The organism is Vibrio sp. Of14-4 (assembly GCF_022347625.1).
Taxonomy (GTDB): domain Bacteria; phylum Pseudomonadota; class Gammaproteobacteria; order Enterobacterales; family Vibrionaceae; genus Vibrio; species Vibrio pristinus.
In genome coordinates this window covers 106713-131114 of sequence record NZ_JAKRGI010000012.1, presented here as the reverse complement: position 1 = coordinate 131114, position 24402 = coordinate 106713, and the positions used below count along the sequence as shown (strand labels likewise).

Genomic DNA, 24402 nt, shown 5'->3' with positions numbered 1-24402 from the left:
TGGTAAATGGGTTATGTTGAATGCAACAGACACGTTGTAAGCATATAGACTAGGAGTGCAGATGCACTCTTTAGTATTGGACACTTAATTTAACATAATGCACGTAATGCGCACTATGAATTTTGAGTGAAGAGCTCCTTAAACAGACCAAATTATAGGTTAGAAATTCCCTCTGTAATTGAGTTGTCATTTCGGGTCGCAATGTTTAGATACAAAGTTTTGATTTACCATACTCTAACTTATTTCTAGAATCCTTACTCCATTCAATCAATATGAGTCTTTTTGAATATGATAAAAATAAAAAAATTAATCTTGTTAAGCTTGGCTGTCTTTTCACTGTCGTCAGCAACCGCTTTTGCCGATGATAATCCTGATAATGGCGACTCTTCTGGCGGTGGTGCTATACCATGCCACTTCAACCCTGTTTCTTGCTACCCTTAGTTATTTGAGGCATATCAGTTGTGATATGCCTTACTTTTTTCTCTTACGATTCAAATACAGAGCGGATTTTTACACCAAATTTCATCACATTTCACCTTACTATCAATACTTATTGTTATTCCAAGCTCAAACCATCAATTCGACCAGACACTCTTTTCATGAGGTTTCGCAATTACTCTCGTGATGGAAATTTTCGACTGGGTATAGTGGTTTTCATCAAGATAAACCTATCAACCACGAGTAAAGTATGAGAATTCAACCGTCATTGACACATCACCAAGTTGGCATGCCCTCAAATAAAGCTGATGCTACTTTCCACTGTCGTTCTATTGCCAACCTTAAGACCAATGCTGTAGCAAATAAGGTAAAGTTCTTTGAATCCCAGATTTCGAAGAACTACAAGGCCAATCTTGCTTGCCAAATCATAGAAAAAGGATTGGAAAAAGATCTTGCGAATGCGAGTAACACTTTAACCAATGAGATCGTTTATTATACAAGGCCACAGCCATTGGTTAAGCGGAGCATTCAGTTATTGCAATCGACATTAGGTCCAATGTTCAATCGGGCTGAGTTGGAAACTAGCTTAAGTCGCCCGACTTTAACTTATGGTAATCTAGCCTCTGATTTAACGTCTATGTTGGATTTACATGGTGTCGATGAAATCTATATTGATGAGGGCGAGAAAAGCTTTGGTAGCGGTGAAAAATGTATCGATATCACTTTACCTAACGACTCTATATTAGAAATGACAATGGACCATGCTAAGAAAGAAGTTACTATCTCTCAAGCAGGCTATTTCCACAATGATGATAAAGTGAGTTTACAGGTAGTAAAGCAGTTAATTCAGGAGCTGTTAAATGACTACAAATTGAAGTTAGAATAGTCGCGGTTTTTATCATCATATACAGCATATCTGAGGAACCCACATATAACCGTCATTGGAGTCGCCATAGGTAGTGCCTATGGCGTTAAGCTGGTAAAGCGCGGCTATATATAAGCATATTATCGCATCAAGCGTATCCTCATTACTTTTTAGCGCTTTTCCCTTCAACGATTGAATTGTTGATTCAGACAAGAACGATTTAAGCTGCTGAGGAATTTCAAGTGCAAGCACTGGTGAATATTGTAGCTTGGATATCAAGTTGGCCAATATCACCTGCCCTTTCCTCTTATCCACGACATTGCCCTTTTTGTATAGCAACCTTTCTGTTAGCCCAAAGCATTCAATAATACTTGGATGTGGATAACACTCAATTTGCCATCGTGTTTTCCCCAAGTGTGCAAACCCCATTTCTTTCAGTGCAAATGAAAGGTGCACGCTCATGGGATTTGGATAAAGTGACTGGTTAGAAGGATGACACGCGGCTTTTCTTGCACTGTAAGTACGGCTTAACGCTTTTTCACATTCTCGTTGGCCAGTCTGATTATTTATTATTAAAGGCGCGTCGATAGCTACACCAACAAGATGTTCCTGACTTGATAAATATTCGACTATTGTCTTCTGACCGAGTATGGCAGGTTCTAAAGCTTCTAGGAACAGTTTATTCCCAATAAGGCTTCCAACCGCTATCGCTGATGTATTCTTCTCCCCATTCCACGCAAGATCAATACCTGCTAGTCTCATATTTACTCCGAATAAAAAGGTCTAAAATAGCGATCCTAACTTAGTCTATCGAACATCTAGAGTATGTCATGTATTATCAATCATAATTTGTTCGACTTGTTTGCTAGTATCTTGTAGCCAAATAAGAGACAATATCGATGAGTTTATCTGTTGTTTCTGATTGTTTTCTATGAGAATACTCTCCGTATTATTGCTTTGTACTCTTCTTGGTGGTTGCGTAAACCACCACATCAATCAGCGCCCTTTTCTTGACAACTTAGAGTATACGCATGTTTTCGGTGAGCCAACTCCAGATGGACAGAAGGTACGCTTGGTATACACACCTGAAGGCAAGGCAAATAGAGAAGTAATTGTTAATTTTGACGAGCCGGTTGACTCTATCTCCATGCACTTCCGGTTATGTGAAGACAATGGGGTATACGACGGACTAACTGACGATGAACAAAAACACATCCAATCACAAAACGTGGATTGTGACTCCTGGCTTACACTCACTCCGTTGAATAACAACAAGTATGCCTTATCTTATGAGCTAAATATTTTAATTGGATTTAATGTTGAGTATTCAGACGCAAAACGCGAGTTTACACCAGTTATGAAAAAGCTAGCTCAATATCGTGTTATCTATACGCCAAAGTCAGTGGCTTATCCTCTCCAACGATATATAGATGATATCATTGTCGAGGAAACAAAAGTGGAGTTTATGCTGTAGCGTTTGAAAAATTGTAAAATCACACATTTTCTGACAGATCAAGCCTCATTGGGACATCTACCATGCCTCCCCTAGTTCTTACCCCCGCGATGCGCTTGAAGCCAAAATTCTTGTATACATGTTCCGCGTTTACCGCCGAATTAACGGTAAAATGAGTATGTCTTGTTTGACGTAAACTGGCAGACTTTGCCATTTCCCATAATTTGCGTGCGATTCCTTGCCCCTGATAATCATCTGAAACGAATAAATGATATAGATGATTAGAATCACGCATACCGATGACAGCGATAATATTACTTTCTGGATCTATGGCTATATGATATTGATAACCTGATTGTATGTACTCTTTAATACTTTGACTTGTCATTGAACCAAGTAATGTTGCATGGAATGACTCATCGCAGGTAGGGCAGACATATTTTTTAACTAAAGCTTGTATGAGTTCGCTAATCGGTTGAGCATGCTTAATCTCGGCTTGTATAAGTCTAATCATATGTCCCTTTCGCTATGCAATATACAAATTAATCGTATCATACTGATATAGAGCATTTAATTTATCAAGACATAGTTTATGAGTGACATTGTAACTAAGCATCAAGTAATTTAATTAGTTACAATGTCACAATTACTTTTCATCTTAAACAAACTCACTCTTTATCTAGTCATTTCTATTTTCTAAAAAAACAGACCCAAATTGGTAACCAGAAACTACATAATGAGTTTGCCGTGCAGCAGAATATTATGCTGCGTGATAGTAAGCGCTCGCAGACTGACTCAACCTTTTTGTAATTTAATTACAAACGCTTTTTAGCTCATTGTTGCCACAGAATATTATCCCGTTATAAGCTTATGTTTTATAGCGTTTTTATTGACTCTATACCAGTAAGTGGTTGGAGCCGGAGGGAGTCTAATTGCAGAACAACAAAAAGGGCTAACAAGTGCCCTCTTCTTGATTGATTATTTATTGAAGTGATTAAGTGGTAGAGTCGTTGGTCTGATTACGTATTTGCTCAGCGATTAACTTTATTGCCTGCGCTGTACTCATTCCTTGAGCCATAAGCTCTTGGATTTTTTCTACTGCTTCTTGTTGCTCGGCATGTGACAATGTTGGGAGGTCATCAAACATAAGCTAGCTCCATTAAAATTTGGAGCTCACTATATTATTATTTAGTTAAGTCGGCCAGCCTTTTTGTTGTAATCAACAATTAGTAACTACCGAGAAAATTAATGAACGCACCCATAGAGTTCTCATTGGTGTAACTTGCACCTATATCCATTTGAAAAAGGTTTAAGGGTGACAATCCAATGCCAGCAGTGAACGTATCGTCTAAATTATCGTAAGCTAAGTTTCGGCGCCACCCTGCACGCAACTTTAACTGACGCATAATATCGATCTCCCCCCCTACTCTTACATATTGGGTATTATCTCTAAAGCTGGTATAACGCTCATCTTCGTTAAGGTCATAGTCGACACTAAAAGCAGAATAGTCTCCGACCAGCCCCAAACCCACAGTATATTGAGGTCTTATTTTATAGGAATAGGATACGGCAGGAGTCGTTCGCGATTGGCTACCATCTATTCTCGATGTTAGAGTTTGTGCAGCCAGCTCTTGGGTGGTAATGTCACGAGGAACAATATTCATGGCTGATACCCCTACTCTTAAAGGTCCACGAAACCACAAAAAACCAGCATCCATATTGAACATGGTATCGCCCGTGCCATTATCTCGCACATCTTTGATGTCGTAATTGTTTAAGTTGGCCGTATAAACATAGGTATAGATACGTTGCATTTTAGGAGATACGCCAAATGAGATATGTTGACCAAGAAACGTTTGGTATTTAGCTAGTGATATACCGACTTCCGCAACACCAATTGCGACAGCATTAACCGCGCTTAGCTCCGCGTTGACTGCGGTGTTAAGATCTGTGTTACCGGTATTGGCGCCAGTATAAATATCTGTTTGAGCAAAAGCTTCCGTATACGCTTTACCAAATAAGTTAGCCGCTACCCAACTATTTGGGATAGCTAAAGCTACAACCCCTCCCAGTTCTAATTTGGCAATATCGTTTTCAAGTCCATTTAACGTTGTCTGAAGCTCAGCTGCATCAGCCGAGGAAATGCTGTTTGAACTAACAGCACCATCTATTATCTTCGCCGCTTGATCAAGACCATCGACCATTTCATGTTCATCATTATAATTTAAGCCAATAGAAGGAATGATCATTCCGGCATCATCGTTACGACGATAAATCGCGGTAATAGCAGGATTATAAAATGGAGCGGTTAAAAAGTTGGAGGATACAACGCCAGTGCCTCCCATTGAATCTCCCCGCGCTTCAACAGCATAGGTTGCCGCATAGGAATGAGCAGAGAGAAAGGCTATAGGTAATGCTAAGATTTTTATTGATTTTTTCATATCGATATAAACTTCTTCATCCCTGTGGTTTATATCGTCTAATTGTGTATGAAGTTTAGCTATTCCTCTACAGATATATCATATGTTTTACTAATAATTTGGGATTGTTCAACAATTATGGGACCTTGCCACCTTTGATGAGTCATCGACACCGCAAGAACGTAACGATCTGGAGGAACAATATTGGGCTCTAGTGAGGTTGGATAGTCAGACTCATAGGATTCTCCCCATACTTTATTATATTGACCGTCAACATAATCGTAGAGAGAGGCATCAAGCTTTGGTAATGGACAATGTTTGTTCAGCAAAGCATTTCGCTCAACACGCCACTGATCTTTAGATTGCCAACGAATACTCACTTTTGCCTTAGATTCACCAAAAACCAGCCATGAACTCCATGAAGTCTGATCTTTTGCCGTAATATCAACCCGATATAAGCCCATTGGAATTTTGCTATTTAAGTTATAGCGTTTGACGTAAGACTTGGTCGGTGAATCCTCTTCACTTAGGCTAATAAAAGATTGGTCTGCAGAAATACTTTTTTGAACCCAACGCGTAAGAGAAATATCTGAGATTTCTTTACGTGATGAAACCTCTATAAGTGCTCGATATGAGTCTCTTCCTGGGCTTTGAGTATCAATCGCTCTGACAGTTACATTTTTCAGCCATTCTGGAAATGGTCTTGAGTCTAAGCCTTTACCGCAGTCAACTTGGAGTGATTGCTGAAAAAGCTCATTGAGATGAGGAGAAATAGCCTGATTTTTATCCTGCTGCCAGACTTCTACCAAAGCAACAAACATTGCCGGTAAATCGTTATTGAGCAGAAACTTATGGGCTTGAATCAAGGGTGAGTTGTTCTCAAACCATAAAGTGTTGGCAGCTGAGATGGGCGTACTAGCAAGCACGCCCAATATTAGTGCTTTTAGTCTCATTAGGCCTTCATTTTGTATCCAACACCACGAAGAGTCTCAATCTCTAGCCCCGGCAGCTTTTGGCGTAACTGCAAAACATGAGTGTCTACGGTTCTTGTCGTTGGAAAATGATTGTATCCCCAGACATGATCCAATAACTCATCTCGCGTAAACACGCGCCCGAGGTTACTTGCTAAGAAGAGTAAGAGATCAAACTCTGTTCTGGTTAGCGTTATAGATTCCTCTTTATAAAACACTTCACGCGTCGCTTTATCGATTAATAGATGCTGCGTTTCTACTTTACTATCATCCTGAGCTTCTGATTCAGGAGCCCTTAGTTGTGCACGAATACGAGCAAACAGTTCTGCCTCGGCGAATGGCTTGGTTAAATAGTCATTTGCGCCTGCATCTAAACCCGTAACCTTGTCTTTTACGGTCACCAACGCCGTCAGTAGAATAACTGGGACATCTTTTATTTCTTTCCAGCCGACTAGGTGCTCTACGGAGTCGCCATCAGGCAGTTGGCGATCTAGAATCACTAAGTCTGATTTCTCCCAGTACTGTTCTACTTCTGCAATGCTTTCAGCGTGAAAACATTCATATCCTGCTTGTTCTAAGCTAACTAGCAGACCATCGGCCAGATTTTTGTCGTCTTCAACAAGAAGCAGTGTCTGTTTCACAAGGTATCTCCAATATAAACGTTGTTGGTGGGCCGACTAAGGACATTCGTCCCCCCATTCGACTCACCATAGATTCAACGATGGTTAAGCCTAAACCAAGACCGGCTTTACTAACAAATGGTTGACGCAATTGGCGCCAATCTTTTTGAGTTAACTCACCTTGGTCTATAAGCTTAACAGTAATTAAATTATCCTCTGTACCTATATCCAGTACAATAGGAGCAACCCCATATTTAATGGCATTGCGTATTAAATTATCAATACAAGTTCCAAGCCAATAGACATTTAGCTTTGCGGCTACATCTTGATTGATTTTAAGTTTAACTTTGCCGTTAAATTCCTCATCAACCTTAAACTCTAGCCATTCTTTTACTGATGGAACCCATTCAGTGGCGAGCGGCTTGTTGTCAGACTGAAGATAATCTTTACTCGCTTCGGCAAGCTGCCTTAAACGGCGAGAATCTTCACACAGTCGTCGAAACTCATCGTATACAGATTCAGGTAATTTTTCGAACTCTCGTCTAAACCCTTCGACTGTAAGAGATAGACTCGCGATCGGGGTTCTAAGTTCATGTGTGAGTATCTGAAGAATCAACATTCGACTCTTCATCTCTTGTCGCTTTGTATTCCATCGGTACACTGCCCAGCCTAACACCAGAAAGATGTTGGCAATGACAAGCACAACCATACTAATACGTAGGAACTCCGAATGATCTTGTACATCCCAACAGAGGTTTCCTCGTCTAACAAAACAACTGTTCGAGTCACCTTTTAGCGCGACGCTTAACCCTGCTTCATCGGCGTTTTTTCTCCAAGTACTCTCAGGAAAGACAAGATAACTGTCATTTTGCCTTAACCATAGCTCGCCTTGCTCAAGAAACATGCTGGAACCGGAAATTAGCGCCATAATGGTTTCTTCGTCCATTCTTTGCAAACGACCCAACAATGTCACACGTGGTGCAAGCGGACGCTCTTTTATGTGCATATATTGTTGTAACTGTTCTTGTTTTTCGGGGTGAAGCTCAGCGTATCTTTTCGCATAGGTACCACCACCAGGGTGAATTAGCCCGCTGCGAGCGAACCACTTTTGGCTTAACTTAGTACCTTTACACATAGCACGAGTAAAAACGAGAGGCTCTGTGATTAGTGGGCTAAGAGGCAGTTTTCCTGTACAGTTTTGAGCAATTTGATAAAGGCGTTGTATGTCCCTTAACGGGTATGCGGACGTTTGCGGTAGCATTGAATTAGGTGTAATTAAGCGCGTGGGATAGTCTGACTGCAAAATACGAATGTCATAAGATGCAGTGAAAATATCTTGATTGAACGAGTCGACAAACTTATCAATTCGCTCAGGTAATGAATTCGCGCTGGCCGTATTACATATAACTGTAATAGCGATCACCAATGTTTTTAAAACCGTTCTAATCAATGCAAAAATCTGTAAATCAATGGGTTAGATTTAGAGTAAAGTATTATCGCAAAAATATAAATTTCCAATGTGATATTGGTGTCAATAATGCTACCCACAAAACGAAAGAAGCCAGCTAATGCTGGCTCCTACTCGTCAGACTATACTACAGAGCTTTGGATATCGCGTCTACACTCTCTTTCGCGTCTCCGAACAACATTTGAGTATTTTCCTTAAAAAATAACGGGTTTTGTACTCCTGCATAACCAGTATTCATTGAACGTTTAAACACAATGACATTTTTGGCGTTCCAAACCTCTAATACTGGCATGCCTGCTATGGGACTGGCTGGGTCCTCCTGCGCTGCTGGATTCACCGTATCATTGGCACCAATAACCAAAACAGTATCAGTTTCTTCAAAGTCATCATTGATCTCGTCCATTTCTAGGACAATATCATAAGGCACCTTTGCTTCGGCTAATAATACGTTCATGTGACCAGGCAACCGACCTGCTACTGGGTGGATACCAAAACGTACATTCACTCCTTTAGATCTGAGTTTTTCTGTTATTTCATGGACAGGATATTGTGCTTGCGCGACTGCCATTCCATATCCCGGTGTAATTATGACGGATTTAGAATTTTTTAATAGCTCTGCCACTTCATCTGCCGATGATTCACGGTGTTCTCCATGATCAACATCACTAGAAATCGAGACTTCTTGGCCAAAACCGCCGGCAATAACGCTAATAAATGACCGATTCATTGCCTTACACATTATGTAGGAAAGAATCGCACCTGATGAACCGACTAAAGCGCCAGTAACAATAAGCAAATCATTGGCAAGCATAAAGCCTGCTGCTGCTGCTGCCCAACCGGAGTAAGAGTTAAGCATTGACACAACGACAGGCATATCTGCTCCACCGATGGATGCAACCAAATGATAACCAAAAGCCAAGGCAATCAATGTCATTACGAACAAGGCAAGCAAACTTCCATCTGCTTCTACGAAACGTGTTAGCAACCAAGCGGACACAATGACAGCCGCCAAGTTCATTTTGTGCTTGTGAGGTAAGTTTAACGGCGATGAAGATACAACCCCGCGCAGCTTTCCAAATGCAACCAGCGAGCCAGTAAAGGTCACGGCGCCAATGAATACACCAAGAAAAACTTCGACCAAATGAATAACATGCTCGGCATGCGTCGCTGCTTCAGGAGCATCCAAATAACTGTTATAACCTACCAGCACCGCAGCAAGTCCAACGAAACTATGCAGTATTGCAACCAATTCAGGCATTTCAGTCATTTCGACTTTCTTAGCATAGTGAATACCTATGGTTCCACCAATTGCCATGGCAATAATGATCCAGACAAAGCCTTGGGATTCTGGGCCAAAAATAGTGGCAACCAGTGCAATCGACATACCAGCAATGCCGTAGTAGTTGCCATACTTTGCAGACTCTTGTTTAGAGAGACCCGCCAAGCTAAGAATAAAAAATAGTGCAGCAACAATGTACGCTGCTTGTGTTAGTCCTGCAGACATATGTGTCACTCCTTAATCTTTACGAAACATTTCAAGCATGCGTTTTGTTACAGTAAAACCGCCGAAGATATTAATGCTTGCAATCAATATGGCGATGAACGCTAAGAAGGAAACGGCTCCATTCCCTTGACCTATTTGTAACAGGGCACCTACGACGATAATTCCTGAAATAGCATTGGTCACTGACATCAGAGGAGTATGTAAAGCATGTGTGACATTCCAGACAACGTAATAACCAACCACACAAGCAAGGACAAAAACGGTAAAATGACTCAGAAATGATGCTGGTGCAACAGAGGCCACCCAAGCAAAACTACACAAACCTACCCCCAGTGCAGCGAGCTTTTTAGTTCGAGACACTGGCTGTTCTTTTTTCTCGGTGTTTTTTGGCACTTCTTTTGTTTGCTGCTGTGTTGGCTGAGCAGAAACCTGTATCGGAGGCGCTGGCCATGTAATTTCGCCACTTTTGACTACAGTCACCGCTCTTAGCACGACATCATCAAAGTCTATATTGATATTGCCGTCTTTCTCCTTACATAGCAGCTTAAGAAGATTCACTAGGTTAGTAGCGTAAAGCTGAGATGATTGAGTCGGAAGGCGCCCAACCATATCTGTATACCCGACAACTTTTACGCCATTTTTAGTCGTTACGACTTTATCTGGCTTGGTATATGCGCAGTTTCCTCCATTCGCCGCCGCGAGATCGATAACGACACTGCCAGGTCGCATGCTATCCACCATTTTTTTGGTAATGAGTTTCGGCGCGGGTTTGCCTGGAATGAGCGCTGTGGTAATAATGATATCGACGTCTTTTGCTTGTTCAGCATAAAGCTCTTCCGCTTTTTTATTGAATGCCTCTGACATTTCTTTGGCATATCCATCACCTGATCCAGATTCTTCCTTAAAGTTCACTTCAAGGAACTCTGCTCCCATTGATTGGACTTGCTCTTTGACTTCTGGTCTTACATCGAATGCACGAACGATGGCGCCTAAGCTACCTGCAGCTCCGATGGCCGCCAAACCAGCCACTCCGGCACCAGCAACAAGGACCTTCGCAGGAGGAACCTTTCCTGCCGCTGTAATTTGTCCAGTAAAGAAACGTCCGAATTCATGTGCGGCTTCAACAACAGCTCGATAACCGGCAATATTGGCCATTGAAGATAAAGCATCCAGAGATTGAGCTCTAGAAATACGCGGCACTGAATCCATAGCTAGGACATTAATCTTTTTAGCAGATAGCTTTTCCATAAGCTCGGTGTTCTGAGCAGGCCAGATAAAGCTTACCAGTGTTGCCCCTTCTTTAATTAATTCTATTTCTTTATCACTAGGTGCATTCACTTTAAGAATGATATCAGATAACCATACTTCATCTTGGGTGACAATATTGGCACCACTAGTCGTAAAAGCATCATCACCAAAGCTGGCTAGCTCACCTGCCTTAGATTCAATATTTACGCTAAACCCTAATTTCAATAACTGTTCTACCGACTTTGGAGAAGCGGCTACGCGCGTTTCACCCGCAAGTATCTCTCTTGGTACTCCGATTTGCATACTGGTTCCTTGACTGCTGGCAACAATGATTCATTGTTTTTATCGAACGCTTTCATGAACTTCAAGCACTTTGTATGGAAAATACAAAGTGCAGTCATATCTAGTTATCCTTGGTGTGACAAGCTATCGATTTAGTGCAACGATTTCATCGATTACATAAAAATATGAGAAACATATCGAGTGGAAATGAAAGAAGGATTCGCAAATCACGAATCCTTTTCTTATGACAGGTGGGTCACTGTCTCTAAGTGAATATGTCGCCTTTGGTTTGATCGATGAACATTTTCGCTTTTGCAAGCATGAACTCATTAGCATCCGATTCTGAAGCAAGGACATCCGAGCGTATAAAGCGATGCTCTCTGACTTCCCCTTCTATATTCTTGGTGATACGGCCAGCGATGCGAAACTGTCCACCTTCGGCTTGAGCTTCTTGGTATATGAGAAACCCTTTGTACTCTTCTGGCTGTATATCCTTACTACTCTGTTCTTTTTGATTGTTACCAAACAGTCGAGAAAATAATCCCACTACTAAACTCCTAAGTACCGTTTTCATTTGATGCTAGCGGCTTTTCAAACCACTCTAGTTCGATGTCATCGTCAAATTTTGGTTTACTAAACACTACTGGGACTTCGTCTTTGCGTTTACTTCTTCTGTCTTCAACTATCATAGACAGAGATGCTTTCACCGCGTCTTCGGAATAGCGTTTTAGCACCACAAGTCTTTCTTCTGAGAGAGCGGAAAGAAAGTCTATATCATAACGAATATACACAGGTCGTAATTGACCCAGTGCCAAGCAAGCTAAGTCGGCAAGCTGCTCATGATCAAATCTGTCGGTATATTCGCTATCAGCTAATACTTGTCCAACTAAAGTTTCCATATAGTTATGAACATCAACACTAATCTGCATAAACCTCAACCCCTTTAAGATTTAGATTTCCCTGAGCATTAGCTAATGGTAAAACATATACCTCATACACCTTTACAAAAACATCATGCTTAAGCCACTACCGACATCAATACTCACTTTTCATTATCTATTCTAGTAAAAACCTTGGCATACCATCAAATAAAAGTGTCCAAATAAATTGCCACGCAACTTAAGAAGCATCAGTTGGGGGTGATAGTTTTTTCAGGCGAATAAATAGTAGGAGGTACTATTACGATAAAAACGTGAAACGGTTTCTGCCCGCCTTTTTAGACGCATACAGACCTTTGTCAGCCATTGCATACACTTCTTCTGGTTCTTCTTTACCTGTGGGAGTAAAGCAACAAATTCCTTGTGACACCGTCATAATATCAGAAACGCCACTATATTCATGTTTTATTGCTAAGGCTTCTATGGTCGACTGTATCCTCATCGCATGTTGTTTTGCATCTTCTTCATCGACATGCCCCAACACAACAACAAATTCTTCACCGCCATATCGGCCTACGATTTCCCCACTGCGGGAAAAAAGTAAAGCTAAAGCCTGAGCCATTTCGATTAAACATTTATCACCTTCGATATGGCCATAATTGTCGTTGAAGAGCTTGAAATAATCGACGTCCAATAATATCAGACTAAGCGGTAATCCATGCCGACCATGAATTGAGATCATTTCTTTTAATTTTTCATCAACATAGCGACGATTTTTCACCTTGGTCAAACCATCTTCACTGGCAAGCTTCTCAAGCTCTTGATTTACTTTGGCAAGTTCGGCTGTTTTTTGGTTCAACTCTCTTCGCATAAATGCAATTCTTTGCATAGCGGTAAGTTTTGAGCCTAACACTATTTTATCAACCGGTTTGGTTAAGTAGTCATCACCTCCAGCCTCGATAGCATTTGCGATCATTGCAGGTTCATCGTGACTACTAAGAAAAATGATAGGTATCCATTCTTCATATAGTGAACGAATTCGCTGTGAAACCTCGAAACCATCCATACCTGGCATGGAAATATCGAGTAAGATAAGATCTGGTTCAAAGACGGGATACAGTTCTAGGGCCTGCTCTCCTGATGCCGCCATTTCCACGGTATGTCCTAGTTGCTTGAGGCGAATAGCCAATTGCATGCGCTCCATTTGCACGTCGTCGACTAGGAGAATTTTCATCGAAGATCCAGAGATTTTCACGCGCATACCCTTTATTAACTAGGCTGTAAAATCAGTTGCTTATAATGAAGGTTACTCTATGGAGGCCATTTCCTCCACTATAGTTGACATTTTATGTGGATTTTCTACGATAGCCGTCACTCACTTATTATAATCTAAGAGAAGTAAATCTGATGTCTGAAGATACCCAAGCTCCCTCACTTATTGATCTTTCTACCGTTTCTGAAGAGCTACGTCGCGTTATAGAATTTGACAAGGTGCCCGAGCAAATGCACGCCATGGTTGCGTCGATTCATCAAGCTTCAGAAAATGCGGTTCGTGAAGCTTGGAGTCAGCTACCAGCAAGTGCTCAAAACATTTTGGATAACTTTGAACAATTTCATGCACTTGTTTCAGTCAGCCAAGCATTTGCTGGGCTAGGTGTTATCGAAGAGCTTCAAACACAAGAGCTATCACAAACTATCGCTGATGAAGACAAAGAAGCATATCAAGCCGACGTTATTGAAAAAGTCATGCACAACTGCATTAAAGATATGCTGAAGCAAATTAAAAAGGCTAGACGCGATCCTCTGCTAAAGCGTGAATTCACTCAAGTGTTTGCAAAATAAACCCGTCTTAAATTGGTACAGTGTGATAAGAAGCGATTTACGTTTTGAGTACGATATCGTTTGTTGTCACACTTACTCCTTTAATTTGTGCAAAAACGTTCAATCCTTTCTTTAATTCCAGTTCATCTCTTGCCCACGCTGTTATTTCTGCCCATAGAAAACGTTGCTCTGCTAATTCAAGCTTTACATAGACATTTTTGCTCTGATCATCTTCATCTTGATTTGAGATTTCAACAACTTTTGATGGCAATATATTACGGATTGAGGTTTGAGATGGTTTATCTAGAGTAATAGATACATCAGCAGCCTTAACTTGAATCCTAAGCTTAGACTCGAGCGGTACTTCGAGCTTTTGTACCCAAAGATCGACATTTTTAGCAAGTTTAAGTCGCGATAAAGCATAATGCTTATTATGACTGGCTAAACTTGCTTCAAAAAGAGAACTATGATGACTTGAAGTTTGCCATTGACTCAATGCTGGGGTTTGCCAGATTGCTTCAAGAGGCCCTGAAGCGACCACTTTACCACTATCAATCACAACGATATGATTAGCGAGACGTACAAGTTCATACAAACTATGCGATACATATATAATCGGCAACTGTATTTCTTGAGCCAAATGCTCCAAGTAAGGCAATACCTCTTTTTTTAAGGGCATATCGAGCGATGCCAGTGGCTCGTCCATCAACAAAACGGCGGGTTTACATAATAGAGCTCGACCGATAGCAACTCGCTGTTTTTCACCGCCAGATAGCTGGCTAGGATACCTATGAAGTAATGATTGTAAGTCAAGAAGGTTTAGTATTTTGTTAAAGTGTTGAGTGTCAGGCTCAGTCACTCCATACAATAAATTCCCTTTGACGCTATAGTGTGGAAAAAGCCTTGAATCTTGAAATACGTATCCCACTTTACGTTTATGAGTAGGAACATTTACCTTAGTATCAGAACAGAACAAAGTGGTTCCAGATACAACAATCTCACCTTGATCAGGCTGGTTTAGTCCTGCAATAACATTAATTAGGGAGGTTTTCCCAGCCCCCGACTTTCCGAATACAGATGTAATTCCTTTATTTGGGATTGTAACGTCAATATCAAACTTTGTATGCCCCAGGTTTTGCTTAAAGCAAACACGTATACTGTTCATTATCCCTCCAATCTTTTTTGGCACTGCCGTGCAACAAGCTCGGAAATCATTAATGAGGACAACGCAATAGTTAAAGAAATAGTACATAAGCGCATAGTTTCAATTTCTGCACCAGGTGTTTCTATTGAAGAAAACATCGCGAGTGGAAGCGTTTGGGTTACTCCAGGGATGTTGGAGACAAAACTTATCGTTGCCCCAAACTCACCTAAACTTCGAGCAAATGATAATAGTGTCCCGCTTATAATCCCAGGGAACATCAAAGGCAAAGTGATAGTAACAAAACGGCGCACCGGTGATGCACCTAATGTAGCTGCCGCTTGATCTAATTTAGGGTCAATGCTCTCAATACTTAGTCGAATCGCACGCACCATCAGTGGCAATGCAACCACAATGCTTGCGAGTACTGCACCCTTCCAATTAAAAGAGAACACAATACCCAAATACTTGTACAACCACTGACCAATAAAGCCTTGTTGGCCCATTGAAACAAGCAGTAAGTAGCCAATAACAACAGGGGGTAATACAAGTGGTAAATGCAAGAAACTGTCCAACCAACTTTTGCCAAAAAACTGTTTTTTTGCCAATAACCAACCCAAACCAATACCAATCGGCAATAGCCACAAAACAGTGTAAAAAGCAACCTTCAAACTCAGTATGAGAGCCTGATATTCATATTCAGAAAGCAAGTTACTGACTCCTATTGAAAACCGTACTGATTTAGTAAGGCCGTTCCTTGTTTACTTTGCACAAAGTTAGCAAAATCAAGAGTTTTTGTATCAGAATTAAGTAGTGCCATAGGATATGTAATCATTGTATGACTGGATGAAGGAAACGTCGCTACAACCTTAACTTTATAACTTGTTTGAGCATCAGTTTGGTAGACAATACCCAACGGGGCTTCTTCTCGCTCAATAAGTCTTAGCGCCACTCTAACATTACTTACAGGGGCCAACTTATCGTGCAAAGACTGCCACACGCCCATAGCTTGCAGAGCCTGTTTGGCATAAATACCAACTGGTACAGCCCGAGTATCCCCTACCACTAATCGCTTGTCTTTTAAGTGAGTTAACCATTGCTCTTTGCTACTCACATCTAACGCCATTAACTGATTGTTCGGTGCGATCACGACCAGTTTATTACTCGCAATACTAGTGACGGCGTCACTTTGTATTTTATTTTTCTCCACTAGGTAATCAATCCATTGAGTGTTCGCTGAAATATATATATCTGCAGGCGCACCGGCCAATATTTGCTTGGCAAGAGAAGAAGAACTAGCTAGGACAGGAACGACTGTAACCCCTGTCTTAGCATAATATGCATCACCTAATGCTTTGATTACATTAGTCAATGACGAAGCTGCGTAGATGTTGATCGATGTGGCGTTAACCCCTGTCGAAATCAACAAAACAAGGAATACGGTGATGGCTCTAGATGCACAGTACGTTCTATGGTTCATTGATAGAGCTCTGGCCAAATTTGCGTTAAGTCGATGTGTTTTTCTACCGCATCAGCAATCCTATCTATTGCATTTTCTTGTTGCTGCGCATGGTCAATCGCTTTGATATGGCCTGCACCAGACCACTCACATATCAGCTCTAGCGCCTTTGGTGAGTCAAAAACTCCATGCAAGTATGTTCCAAAGACTTGGTTACACTCACTGATAGCTCCGTCAACTGGCTTCAAACCATTCGCGTCAAAGATCGCAGCATCCTTTTCATCATTGGACGTTCGACCTACATGAATTTCATACCCAGTTACTGGTGTACTTTTTTGATTTAGTCTAAGTATTGCTTGCACTTCTGTGAGTTGTTTTCGCTTGGTAAGTTCAGTTTCAATGGGTAGAAAATTTAGTCCATGTGACACCCCCTCTTCCCCTTCAACCCCGTACGGATCTCTTATAATGCGTCCCAGCATTTGATAGCCTCCACAAATCCCTATCAGTTTTCCACCAAGCCTCACATGGCGTTGAATATCTTTATCCCAATTTTGTGAACGTAAATAGTCAAGGTCAGATCTTACTGACTTTGTTCCAGGTAATATCACCAGATCAGCACGATCAATTTTTTCGCCTTTGGAAACATAGCGAAAATGAATATTTGGGTGGGCCCTTAACGCATCAAAGTCAGTATGATTACTCATTCGAGTTAATACAGGTACAACAACTCGGAGTTGTATAACTTCCCCTATATTCTGCTCACTACTGATACTATCTTCTGATTCCAACTCTAAGCCATGCAGAAAAGGCAAAACACCGAGTACTGGCTTTGATGTTTTTTCTTCCAACCAATCAAGCCCTGATTGGAGCAGAGATATATCACCACGAAAGCGATTAATAACAAAACCTACAACGCGATCATGTTCCGATTCCGATAGGAGTTCCAATGTTCCAACAATGTGAGCAAAAACGCCGCCACGATCTATGTCTGCAATAATGACCACTGGAACGTCTGCAACCTCAGCAAAACCCATGTTGGCAATGTCGTTATGCCGAAGATTGATTTCTGCGGGACTACCAGCGCCTTCAATAACAACAGTCTGATAATTTCGCTGTAATATCGAAAAAGATTCTAGAACTTTGGGAAATACGGTTTGCTTGTAATTATCATATCCGACAGCTTCCATGTTTCCAATCGCTTGGCCTTGCAGAACAACTTGTGCCCCTGTATCGGAATTGGGTTTCAACAGAACTGGATTCATATGCACGGTCGTCGGTGTGCATGATGCTTGAGCCTGTACCGCTTGGGCTCGTCCAATTTCGCCACCATCCTTCGTAACTGAGCTATTAAGCGCCATGTTTTGTGGTTTAAAAGGCGCTACTTTAACTCCCTTTCGCGCGAGAAGGCGGCATAACGCAGAAACAAAAACACTTTTGCCAGCATCTGAAGTTGTACCTTGAACCATCAATGCTTTGGATGGAGTCTGCATATTACATTCTTTGGTTTTTCATGTAGTAGAGAACAATCATCATAACGTTTTTGTACCGTTTCTCTCAACTTTTGAATGTCACTTGCATCGTTTTGTCCGAGTCGTCAAATAACCCACATGGCATAATGATGTTGACCTTGTGGAAACAAAAGAGGAAGAACAGTGAGACAAATACTGTCATCGATTGCTATAACACTCTTGCTCCTGCCATTAGCAGGTATTGCCAGTAGCGAAATCCCCTCAGGAATTCAGTTTAATGGGCCGGTAAATTTAACAACCGTCGATTCTTTGTTAGATGACAATAGTGTATTTACTAAGCGTAATGCAATTCTTGATGGGCATATTGTCCGGCAAATTAGTATTGCCAGTTTTATTTTCTCAGATGGTAAGAGAGAAATTCAAATTGAAGTCAGTGATAAAGTGAAGTTAGATCAATCTATTGATGCAAATACAGATTTACGGATTTTTGGCAAATTCTCTGGTGGAAATAGTCCAGAAATTGAAGTGGATCATATTCAAGTTTTGTAAACATAAAGTAATTCAGCTCCGATTGCGATAATATTTGGCTTACTTATTGCACAATATTTTAACCGTCAAAAACTTGATGCGAGTTGGAGTACTTACTTTGAAAAAGATCACCTTAATCAGCGCTCTTTTATGCTCTGGTTTTGCTAGCGCTGTAAATGCAAACAACTTTAACTACAACTTTATCGAAGTAAGAACGGCAATTAACCCTGAATTGTTTGGCGCTGAGCTTAGTACTTATTTTACTGATAACTCTCACTTTGTCTTAAGAGCCGATACATTATTCGATAAGGATTATGATTTCGCCGGAGGCGTTGGATTTAACGGCCCAATAAGCCAATTCGCGGATATATATGGTCAGCTTCTTTTGCATCAAACCAAGTACACTCGTGAATACCAAGAGCGCAGAGAAACAACCGGTGAGCTAAATATTGGTATCAGGTTATGGCTTGCCGATCAAATAGAGGCCACTGGGAGACTGGGTCGTAATGACGATAGCTCGGTCTTTTATGCTGGTGTGCGTTTTCACTCAACGGACCAACTCTCGATTGCTGCTGAAACTCGCAATAATGGTCTTTATGGCCCTCAGGTTACTATGTCTGTTAGGTTTCATTACTAGTTAATCCAATTCGGCGATTAAGAGGCTTTGGATTCCCAAAGCCTCTTGGACTGGTCTCTACTGCTCACTTTGTTGTTGCTTACTGCTACTGCTCGCTATCGGTAAGTTTGGATGTTCAAATTTGAACGCATAGTCGACCCCGTTAACCTTCACGCTGTAATTAGCAGGACCAGAAATAGGCAAGTAGTAAACCATATCAAGCTCATAAGAGCCCCCTACCGGTAAAGTCTTCCAACTGGGTAGAGTGAAAGACACTCGATGCATTGGCCCGTCAAGCCCACCAACGTTATTGGGACGGGTATGACCAGATGATATAACCGATAAACCCGCGCCAGATTGGTCTTTAGCATTGTCTGGCGTGGAAACAGGTATATCGAATTGGAATTCTGTTCCTCCAGGTAAAGCTTGGTTACTATTATTGGTGAAAGTGATTTTAGGATTGATTGGGTAATTCTGATCACCCACTTTGAAACCCGTCACGGTCACATTGATATCCAGAGCCTGAGAAGCAATGGGGGTCGTTGATAGTTTGTTACCATATGGCGTAGCGGATTTGAACTTATCGTAGATAGTCTTGGTTATGGTCGAACCCATATGGTATTCCCCTCGACCTGACAAACACGCTTGCTCAGACTCATCAATTTGCGATCTTAACCCCTGGCTATCAAGTAAGTAGCAATTGTAATCACCCGCAAGCTCCCAGAACATGATACCGCCAATTTCCTTATCAATTACATAGTCTGCTTTGAGGTTGACAGAAGCCTTATCTTCAGTCGATAGGAAGACTTTCTTCTCATTGTTCCATAGCCATGGTGCAACAGCGACGCTGTCATAATGGCGTGTATAGTTCCCCGTTAATCGATCGCTCGGATCATTAACAGGATCAAGCCCGTATGCAGATGAGTATGTACCCCAAATTTGATTCTCCAAATTCTTAGCATGCCACATGGGGTTTGAACCAGCCCCCATCTCATTGCCGTTAGCATCTTTATCGTGCCACATATTGTCAATGCCAACCGCACCGTGCCCACAATTGTTTTTCTCACCTTCTCCAGTGCCTGGAGGGCACTGAGTTTGATCAGGTAATGCTGCTCTGCCCCATAATCCATCCGTTCCACCACTGACGTTCTGCCAGCCTCTTGTATAATATGGGACACCAATATTGATACGACCTGCTGGCATTGAACCTCTGAAATAGTGATAGGCCCAGTCTGTATTTAGATAACCGATACCACCATACGCTGCGGTTTTGTAGACGTTCCATTGTATAAGTTCAGAATCTTTACCCGTATCATAAAGTGCTGCGTTATGCCCAACGTGATCGTTCCACGCACCGTGTAGGTCATAAGTCATGATGTTGACGTAATCCAAATACTTAGTTACATCAAAAGACTCCATTCCCCGCAGCAAGTACCCAGAAGAAGGCGCGGCAATAGTAAGCATGTAATGAATACCATCTTGTGCTGATGCCTTATCCAGTTTATTGCGCAGTACTTTCATTAACTCTTGGTATGAAGCCCATAAATAGCGACGTCTTGGCTCCATAAAGTCTTTATCATCTGGATTTCCTGCACCTGCCATCGATGTCGGATATTCATAGTCGATATCCAAACCATCAAACTTATATTTGCGCATCATTTCAACCGCAGATGTTGCAAACGTTTCAATACCCGCATGGTTTATCGAGCCATCAGCGTTAGTAGTCATAGTATAAAAGCCACCATCCGCTACTCGGTTACCATTTTTATCAAAGTGACCACCTGTTTCGGCCCAACCACCAACGGAAATCAAGGTTTTTACGTTATGTCTCTGCTTATATGTCGCAAGAGCACCAAAATGGCCCTTAAAACCAAGAGAGGGATCAATATCAACATCAGACCAAGTTTTACCCACTGCTGGGTTATCGGGATCGTTCACATCACCTATGTTCATTTTGCCATCAGAGCCAATGCTGACAAACGCATAGTTAATATGTGTCAGATGCTGCCAAGGAATGTCTTTTACTAAATATGAGGTTTGTTCATCATCTTCAGAGCGCCAGCTAGTGAAATAACCTATCACTCTTCGAGGATGGTCAGCCCCCATTTTTTCACGTCCGTTTTCGTCATAGATGGAACAATAAGGTACACTCACACCTTCAGTTTGATACAAACCATCTGGACGGCATGAAGCAACACTAGGGGCTTCACTCACTTCAAGCAGCACAGCTGATGAACTTGAGGAAGCCCCCTTATCGTCAACTGCTATAGCAATAACAGGCAGTACCCCTTTGCTGGAAGTCTGGTAATCCAGTAAATACGGTGCCATTGTTGCAGTGCCAACGAGTTCTCCCGCAACATAAAATTCCACCTTTTCAATACGACCATCTTTATCTACTGCGTTTGATGTAAAAGTAACGGTATCGCCAAGAGCAACACTGTTAGCTGATAACATAAGATCCACGGTTGGAGGTTCATTACCTGGCTGGGTTGTGGACACTTTTATATCAACGCTACTAACAATACTTTGTGCACCACGATTGTCATGAGCTATCGCGGTAATATTGTGGTTACCTGCAACTGCTAGCCAATTAATCGAATACGGGTAGGTTTTATCTTCACCGATAGGTTGACCGTCAACAGAGAAAACCACTTTCTCTATAGAGCCATCGGAATCATTCGCAGTAGCAGCTATCACAACAGTTTGGTCGACTTGGATTGAATCTGAGGTCTTAGGAGAGGTCAAATCAACACTCGGTGGTTGGTTTGTATCAGCCAAACATGCACCCAACTCTTTCCATTGAGACCACTGGCCAGAGTTAGCATCAGGTGCATCACCTTGCGTCCAATAATTTGCTTGATAAGCATAATCTAAGTGCCGGACTTTCTGCCCTCCAGTATAGACTGTTTGATTATCCCAATCGGATAAAGGTGTGCAATCAATCGCAGCATAACTTTGAAATACAGTCAGACAGGAAGCGCTGAGTAAACTCAGCTGAAAGAGGCGTCGATGAGTCCTTGACGTTGTTAGGTACATTCTTGTTTTCCTTTAAGTTATTGTTTTATTTTCTGTTTGCTGACTTTATTGTTTTTAAGCCAACTTAAATTTCATCGTGAAATAACTTTAGAAAAGAACAGGGCCGCTCAAGATTAAAAATGTAATATCTATAAAATCGCTCGCAAGTTTTTCTGTCTGAAGTGCAATTTCTCAGTAGTAAATTTGCGGCGAAAACATGTCGTGTTAAGCCACTGGTATTTTGCTGATGTTATCCCCATATATTCTTAATATGCTGGATTGACCGTGCAGTTTGTAAAGGTCAACATCAACGTTCAGTCCCGATAAAATTCGGGCCTCTAACTACAGATAACAAAGGAATGGCAATGCGTTTTAGTTATGTTAATACTACCCAAATTTTCTTTGGACAAGGCCAAATAAGCTCAATACAGTCATCCATCTCACCAAGCGATAAAGTTTTGGTTATTTATGGCGGTGGCTCAATTAAGAAAAACGGTGTTTATGACCAGGTCGTCAACTCACTTAAAGACCACCAATGGGTTGAGTTTTCAGGCGTTGAGGCGAACCCAACCAAAGAAACGCTGGATAAGGCGGTAGACATAGTCAAACAACAGAACATCGACTTTATTCTCGCTGTTGGCGGTGGCTCTGTTATTGATGGTTCAAAATATGTTGCAGCCGCAGCAAAATACCAAGGTGATGGTTGGGATATATTGACAGGTGACTACCAAGTATCAGACGCCACTCCTCTTGGCGCAGTGCTTACACTCCCTGCAACAGGTTCTGAATCCAATGCAGGTGCGGTAATTACTAAAGCTGCAACCCAAGATAAGTTGTCTTTTGGTAGTCCACATGTTCAGCCTAAATTTGCTGTAATGGATCCTGATGTAATGAAAACACTACCTGAGAAGCAACTGATTAATGGTATTGTTGATGCTTGGGTGCATGTATGCGAACAGTATTTAACCACAAGCCATGGTGCCATGGTTCAAGATGGTTATGCTGAAACCCTATTGCGCACGTTAAAAACGCTTGGTGAAAGCTTTGAACAACGTAATAGCGATGCTTGGCGTGAAAATCTCATGTGGACAGCAAACCAAGCACTTAATGGTCTAATTGGAACTGGCGTTCCTCAAGATTGGGCAACTCACATGATAGGCCACGAACTTACAGCGCTGTGGGGCGTCGATCATGCTCGTTCACTCGCAATAGTACAGCCTTCCCTACTTAGAAATCAGCTTGCGCATAAACGTGCAAAACTGGAGCAAATGGGTGTTAACGTTTTTGGCCTAACTAAATCAGACGATTTAGCCGAAAGAACCATCAATGCGATCGAAAGCTTTTACCAAACGATGCAGGTATCCACTCAATTAACCGAGCATGGTGATAACAAGCAGAAAGCGATTGATGCTGTAGTCTCTCAGTTAGAGCTCCATGGTTTGAAAGCTCTAGGTGAGAATAAAACGATCACCCTCGAAGCCAGTCGCCAAATACTAACAAGCGCGATTGCATAATATTGATAAAAGCAGCATTTGCTGCTTTTAATTTAATTAAATAAATCAATCTGAATATAATCTAATTATTTGATAGAATAGCTATTTTTTTAGATAGCAGTGTAATATTATTCAGCATAAACTTCATTCTATAAAAATATATTTATTAATTTTTCTATGGAGAGAGTTAAAATGTTAATGATTGAAACTGAAGTGAAGAACTCAACTATACAAGGATTGGGTTTGTTTGCTGCCGAAAGTGCTACTAAAGGCCAACTACTTGCAATCCTCTCATATCAAGCTGATATTCTTACTGAAGAAGAATACCAAGAAAAACAAAGACAAGGTAATGATGTCATTACATGGTCTGCTGTAAGATGGATTGGTGAAGTATTTTTAACTGGAGATAAAATAGGGCCTGAAGAAAGAATTAACCATTCAGTCGACCCTACAATGCTTTATCATTGTGGGTTATGTTTTGCTAAAACTGACATAAATATAGGAGACGAATTAACTGTTGACTATAAGTATTTTCTAGCTAATGATGATGTTAATAAATTTAAAGATTCTGAAAATATAAAAGTTGATGGAATAAATTCACACAACGCTCTTATAGATTCAGCAAAAGAACTTATTAATCTGTTTTCCGACGCTAAATTAACCTAAGCACGTCATAAACCCCTCCTTCTGATCGCCTATCACGAATAATAAGT

The 24402-nt window shown here is 41.3% G+C and carries 24 protein-coding genes and 1 pseudogene; 8 read left to right on the top strand and 17 right to left on the bottom strand.

Annotation, left to right across the window (positions count from 1 at the left end):
- The first annotated feature begins 288 nt into the window (after positions 1-288).
- Entirely contained in the window at positions 289-441 is a 153-nt protein-coding gene (locus MHN79_RS13430; protein WP_239173305.1) for a hypothetical protein, read from the top strand.
- A gap of 247 nt (positions 442-688) precedes the next feature.
- Entirely contained in the window at positions 689-1324 is a 636-nt protein-coding gene (locus MHN79_RS13425) for a hypothetical protein (RefSeq protein ID WP_239173304.1), read from the top strand.
- A 15-nt stretch (positions 1325-1339) separates the two neighbouring features.
- Here MHN79_RS13425 and MHN79_RS13420 read toward each other — a convergent pair whose 3' ends face one another.
- A complete protein-coding gene (locus MHN79_RS13420) occupies positions 1340-2065 on the bottom strand; it encodes a DUF429 domain-containing protein (RefSeq protein WP_239173303.1) in 726 nt (241 codons plus the stop codon).
- A 169-nt stretch (positions 2066-2234) separates the two neighbouring features.
- Between MHN79_RS13420 and MHN79_RS13415 the strand changes: the two genes are divergently transcribed.
- The gene (locus MHN79_RS13415) at positions 2235-2777 is read left to right on the top strand and encodes a hypothetical protein (RefSeq protein WP_239173302.1); all 543 of its coding nucleotides are present in this window, start codon (positions 2235-2237) and stop codon (positions 2775-2777) included.
- Between the two features lie 19 nt (positions 2778-2796).
- Here MHN79_RS13415 and MHN79_RS13410 read toward each other — a convergent pair whose 3' ends face one another.
- The 11 genes from MHN79_RS13410 to MHN79_RS13360 form a co-directional block, all read right to left on the bottom strand.
- Entirely contained in the window at positions 2797-3270 is a 474-nt protein-coding gene (locus MHN79_RS13410; RefSeq protein ID WP_239173301.1) for a GNAT family N-acetyltransferase, read from the bottom strand.
- Positions 3271-3750: 480 nt separating this feature from the next.
- A complete protein-coding gene (locus MHN79_RS13405) occupies positions 3751-3903 on the bottom strand; it encodes a YoaH family protein (RefSeq protein ID WP_114786196.1) in 153 nt (50 codons plus the stop codon).
- A gap of 79 nt (positions 3904-3982) precedes the next feature.
- The gene (locus tag MHN79_RS13400; protein ID WP_160927920.1) at positions 3983-5197 is read right to left on the bottom strand and encodes a conjugal transfer protein TraF; all 1215 of its coding nucleotides are present in this window, start codon (positions 5195-5197) and stop codon (positions 3983-3985) included.
- A gap of 59 nt (positions 5198-5256) precedes the next feature.
- Positions 5257-6129 carry a DUF2861 family protein gene (locus MHN79_RS13395; RefSeq protein ID WP_160927922.1) on the bottom strand — a complete coding sequence of 291 codons (873 nt, stop codon included), beginning with the start codon at positions 6127-6129 and terminating at the stop codon, positions 5257-5259.
- Positions 6129-6788: a response regulator transcription factor VxrB gene (vxrB, locus tag MHN79_RS13390; protein ID WP_114786199.1), complete on the bottom strand. Its 660-nt coding sequence runs from the start codon at positions 6786-6788 to the stop codon at positions 6129-6131. Before vxrB ends, MHN79_RS13395 begins: the two co-directional genes overlap by 1 nt.
- The gene (vxrA, locus tag MHN79_RS13385) at positions 6763-8238 is read right to left on the bottom strand and encodes a sensor histidine kinase VxrA (RefSeq protein ID WP_343283931.1); all 1476 of its coding nucleotides are present in this window, start codon (positions 8236-8238) and stop codon (positions 6763-6765) included. The genes vxrB and vxrA overlap by 26 nt, the downstream gene beginning before the upstream one ends.
- A 124-nt stretch (positions 8239-8362) precedes the next feature.
- A complete protein-coding gene (pntB, locus tag MHN79_RS13380) occupies positions 8363-9739 on the bottom strand; it encodes a Re/Si-specific NAD(P)(+) transhydrogenase subunit beta (RefSeq protein WP_239173299.1) in 1377 nt (458 codons plus the stop codon).
- A 12-nt stretch (positions 9740-9751) separates the two neighbouring features.
- A complete protein-coding gene (gene pntA, locus MHN79_RS13375) occupies positions 9752-11290 on the bottom strand; it encodes a Re/Si-specific NAD(P)(+) transhydrogenase subunit alpha (protein ID WP_239173298.1) in 1539 nt (512 codons plus the stop codon).
- 244 nt (positions 11291-11534) lie between these two features.
- Positions 11535-11816 (bottom strand): HlyU family transcriptional regulator, encoded by a 282-nt coding sequence (locus tag MHN79_RS13370; protein ID WP_114786203.1) that lies wholly within the window; start codon positions 11814-11816, stop codon positions 11535-11537.
- A gap of 10 nt (positions 11817-11826) precedes the next feature.
- The gene (locus MHN79_RS13365; RefSeq protein WP_160927932.1) at positions 11827-12198 is read right to left on the bottom strand and encodes a late competence development ComFB family protein; all 372 of its coding nucleotides are present in this window, start codon (positions 12196-12198) and stop codon (positions 11827-11829) included.
- Between the two features lie 250 nt (positions 12199-12448).
- On the bottom strand, positions 12449-13381 hold the full coding sequence (locus tag MHN79_RS13360; RefSeq protein ID WP_239173297.1) for a diguanylate cyclase: 933 nt from the start codon (positions 13379-13381) through the stop codon (positions 12449-12451).
- A 173-nt stretch (positions 13382-13554) separates the two neighbouring features.
- On the opposite strand from MHN79_RS13360, the gene MHN79_RS13355 reads away from it, so the two are divergent.
- Positions 13555-13989 (top strand): DUF3069 domain-containing protein, encoded by a 435-nt coding sequence (locus MHN79_RS13355; protein WP_239173296.1) that lies wholly within the window; start codon positions 13555-13557, stop codon positions 13987-13989.
- Between the two features lie 37 nt (positions 13990-14026).
- On the opposite strand, the gene modC is transcribed toward MHN79_RS13355, so the two are convergent.
- The 4 genes from modC to MHN79_RS13335 are packed head-to-tail and all read right to left on the bottom strand — an operon-like array spanning position 14027 to position 18058.
- Positions 14027-15133 carry a molybdenum ABC transporter ATP-binding protein ModC gene (gene modC, locus MHN79_RS13350; protein ID WP_239173295.1) on the bottom strand — a complete coding sequence of 369 codons (1107 nt, stop codon included), beginning with the start codon at positions 15131-15133 and terminating at the stop codon, positions 14027-14029.
- The gene (modB, locus tag MHN79_RS13345; RefSeq protein WP_239173294.1) at positions 15133-15819 is read right to left on the bottom strand and encodes a molybdate ABC transporter permease subunit; all 687 of its coding nucleotides are present in this window, start codon (positions 15817-15819) and stop codon (positions 15133-15135) included. Before modB ends, modC begins: the two co-directional genes overlap by 1 nt.
- An 11-nt stretch (positions 15820-15830) precedes the next feature.
- On the bottom strand, positions 15831-16589 hold the full coding sequence (gene modA, locus MHN79_RS13340; RefSeq protein WP_239173293.1) for a molybdate ABC transporter substrate-binding protein: 759 nt from the start codon (positions 16587-16589) through the stop codon (positions 15831-15833).
- Positions 16586-18058, bottom strand: coding sequence for a cobyric acid synthase (locus MHN79_RS13335; protein WP_239173292.1), 1473 nt, complete (start codon positions 18056-18058; stop codon positions 16586-16588). Before MHN79_RS13335 ends, modA begins: the two co-directional genes overlap by 4 nt.
- Positions 18059-18220: 162 nt before the next feature.
- On the opposite strand from MHN79_RS13335, the gene MHN79_RS13330 reads away from it, so the two are divergent.
- On the top strand, positions 18221-18586 hold the full coding sequence (locus tag MHN79_RS13330) for a NirD/YgiW/YdeI family stress tolerance protein (protein ID WP_160927957.1): 366 nt from the start codon (positions 18221-18223) through the stop codon (positions 18584-18586).
- Positions 18587-18683: 97 nt separating this feature from the next.
- Complete coding sequence (locus MHN79_RS13325) at positions 18684-19202, top strand: hypothetical protein (RefSeq protein ID WP_160927959.1); 519 nt, start codon at positions 18684-18686, stop codon at positions 19200-19202.
- A gap of 96 nt (positions 19203-19298) precedes the next feature.
- On the opposite strand, the pseudogene MHN79_RS13320 reads toward MHN79_RS13325, so the two are convergent.
- Positions 19299-22217 (bottom strand): annotated as a pseudogene (locus MHN79_RS13320) (glycosyl hydrolase family 18 protein); the annotation flags it as partial.
- 344 nt (positions 22218-22561) lie between these two features.
- Here MHN79_RS13320 and MHN79_RS13315 point away from each other — a divergent pair.
- Positions 22562-23710 carry an iron-containing alcohol dehydrogenase gene (locus MHN79_RS13315; RefSeq protein WP_239173290.1) on the top strand — a complete coding sequence of 383 codons (1149 nt, stop codon included), beginning with the start codon at positions 22562-22564 and terminating at the stop codon, positions 23708-23710.
- 171 nt (positions 23711-23881) lie between these two features.
- Positions 23882-24355: an SET domain-containing protein gene (locus tag MHN79_RS13310; RefSeq protein ID WP_160927965.1), complete on the top strand. Its 474-nt coding sequence runs from the start codon at positions 23882-23884 to the stop codon at positions 24353-24355.
- Positions 24356-24402: the final 47 nt, after the last annotated feature.